Below are 2,878 nucleotides of genomic sequence, written 5' to 3'. Positions count from 1 at the left end.
ACATAGGTGGCCAAAGTAGCGCCATCGGCAACAGTAATGTCGCCGGTGAACTCAGTGTGCAGCTCGGCCAAATAAAGAGTGCCGGAAACCACATCGACGTTGTTGGCTTCAAACAGCTCGGCAGAGACCAGTACGTTGCCGTTGATGAACGCGCGACGGATACCTTCGATGTCGCCGAAAATTTGGCCGCCATTCAGATACAGATTCGACTGGAAGTTACCGTCGATCGCTGAGCCACCGGATACGATGGTGCCGCCGGCGTTCTGGGTAATGCGATACAGGTTTTCGGAGTTGCTGGTATCGCCTGGGTCGGTGTTGAACAGGTCGTTGGTGATGCGAATGCCTGTGTCTTCGGCGTAAATGTAACCCTCGTTGACGATGCCGTTGGTGACGAGGAAGTCAGCGATCTGATCACTGCCCTCAGCCGGGGTACCGACTTCGATATTCTGGTTGCTCAGGGACTCGCGAATCTCGATACCAATGGCGCCTTCGCCGTTAGCGGAAATGGTGCCGGAGTTATAGACGCGGTTGTAGTCAGTTTCATCAAGACGCAGAGCAACACTTCCATCGCCGGTCACGCGGATGAGGCCAGTGTTCTCAACGTCGGTACCGACTTGCTGCTCGTCCAGCCCAAGGTTTACATCGCGAAGCTCAAGGCCGCGCGCTTGAGCGCCGCTCACAACAATGTCGCCGGAGTTGATTACGTCACGGCCGATATCGACGAAGCCCTGCGCGCCGAAGATTCCTGAAGTGGCATCTACCAAAATGCCATGCGCATCATCGGCTTGAACGTCGATAGTGCCACTATTGATGACGTCTCCGGTGATCTCGGTATTGGTGATCAGGAGGCCGGCAGTCGGGTAGTCCAGTTCTTCCAGGTCAGGGTCGCCGGCGCCACGGTCGTCACGAACACGGATAGTGCCAGCGTTCACGATATTGCCAAGAGCATCATCAACTACGCCTTCTGCGCCGACTTCAACGCCGACGACTTCCATTCCGGCAACGTACGTTCCGGTGATGTCGATCAGGCCGTTATTGACGATGCTGCCGCCGATCTCAGATGTTTCATTGTCGCCGTAAATGATGAAGCCCGGGTCAGAGCTGTCTGTCAGTGTGAACGATGCGTCGTTGGTGATGTTGTTGGTCACGGTGCCAACAGAAACAGCTGCACCAGAGCCAACCAGCTCGGCGCTTCCCTCAATCCGGATCTCATCATGAGAGTCCGCAGCCACGTAGACCATGTCGTCGTTGTTGGCGGTCACGGTCAATGCACTGGCATTGCTGGCGGCAGCTGCGATGGCGATGGCCAGTACGGTTTTATGAGCGAGTTTTGCCACTGAGTATTCCTTTTCTTGGTTTGGACTTGCGTCCGCGACCCGGTCTGGCGCGGATTTCTTCATTCCAAAATGATCTTAACGACCGCTTTTCTGGAATCCACTCAAGTAGGGAACCTTTCTCAAACCCAAGGTTGGGGGCTGAGATTGCCTGCTGACTTAATGGTCAGATTTGTGACCCCCAGCACGCCTCTGGTGTCATAATTGGTGTACCGCTCATCAAAAAAACCGGCGTCAAAGCGTTGCCTAATGAGTTGAGTGATGCCAAAATGCTTGCATTCTGGAGCCCCATGATGGGTATTCAGGCATAAAAATTTGTCTGCTGTGATGCCTTATTGGCACGGAGCGGATAAGACAGACAGAGCGATGACCCGTTTTTGACCAGGACGTCAAACACCTGGCTGGACCGGGCAACACTAGGGATGTGGGGGGGAGTAGTATGCGGCAGGTACTTGAGTGTACGGCGGATGCAGTTTCATCGAATCTGGACCCGATGAAGGCACGCCAACGGAAAGTTGTAGAGAATATCAGGGAACTCAGTGCGAACTTTACACTTCGCCAGGTAGCAAGTATTCATCGGATCAGCATGCCTTCTCTTCAGGAGCTGGCCGAACAGAATGACATCACCTTTCTTGATACTAGCGGCACCCGCTCGAAGCGCATTAGCAGCGAGCTTATCGCGCGTGAAAGATCTCACGTCGCCGCCCTGGTTCATCGCTCCATAGTGACGCGTAAGCCGGTAACTTCACTCGACTCAGACAAGATCTCACCCGCGCTAGCAGAACTCGCACGACGTCGAGATAACGAAGAAACGAACGCGTTCATTGATCATCTCCGCGAGCTGGGCAAGACCAACACCCGCGCCCAAGCCGCCAAACTGGCCGGCATCTCTCCGTTTTTCATGCGCACTTTGGCGTATGAGCACGAACTGGAGTTTACTGACGACACAGTGGTCCCTGATGGCTTTGCGGACCACGACAATGTGGCCAAGCTCAGTAAGAGCCTTTTTCGTGTGACCCGGTCCTTACCAGCCAACACCTTACAGCTCATGCAGCGCTTTATGCTGAGTGACGCCCCCGACGAGCTCTGAGCCATCCCTGTGCGGGTGGGCATGACCTTGTCCACCCCTCATCTACAATCTGTCCTACTTGATCCCCTGCCCCTTTGCCGCTTACCGTCACTGATGCCTCAAACGGAGATCCTGCATGGCGATTACTCAGAAGTACCTCGAGAGAAAGCGCACGAATGTAAGCACGCCCGAGACCCGGGACTGGTTTCATCACTGCACCAGCAATGGCCTGCCTTATGTAGAGGTACGAAACCTCAAGAGCAACATAGGCGTTCACTGGGACCACATCACACTGAGCCTCAGTGCAGAAGAACGGTTCCTAGCTAGGTATACGGAGTTTCGTGCGGGCGTAGAAGCGATAGTTAAACGCTGGGGGAGCGATGCTTCAGAGTGGCAGGTTTCTCAGTGGACGGTATGGATCTGGAAGCTAGACCTTGATTCGGCCAGAAATGCGGCGTGTGAGTTGTACGACCTT

General features: G+C 54.6%; 2 protein-coding genes and 1 pseudogene. 2 read left to right on the top strand and 1 reads right to left on the bottom strand.

From position 1 onward, the window contains the following. Positions 1-1,337: pseudogene (locus AC27HQ_RS16865) on the bottom strand (hypothetical protein); the annotation flags it as partial. 436 nt (positions 1,338-1,773) lie between these two features. Here AC27HQ_RS16865 and AC27HQ_RS16860 point away from each other — a divergent pair. After that, positions 1,774-2,424 carry a hypothetical protein gene (locus AC27HQ_RS16860; protein WP_233048399.1) on the top strand — a complete coding sequence of 217 codons (651 nt, stop codon included), beginning with the start codon at positions 1,774-1,776 and terminating at the stop codon, positions 2,422-2,424. Between the two features lie 115 nt (positions 2,425-2,539). Further along, positions 2,540-2,878: hypothetical protein (locus AC27HQ_RS16855; RefSeq protein WP_487157356.1), on the top strand; the 339-nt coding region annotated here is incomplete at its 3' end.

The sequence above is a fragment of the Halopseudomonas sp. 4NH20-0008 genome (assembly GCF_057548395.1).
The sequence above is the reverse complement of the archived record's forward strand: the minus strand, read 5'-3'. Positions and strand labels throughout refer to the sequence as shown.

What these genes read in the sequence shown, in the direction of transcription:
- AC27HQ_RS16860 (WP_233048399.1), top strand. Translation starts at nt 1,774, where the DNA reads ATGCGGCAGGTACTTGAGTGTACGGCGGATGCAGTTTCATCGAATCTG.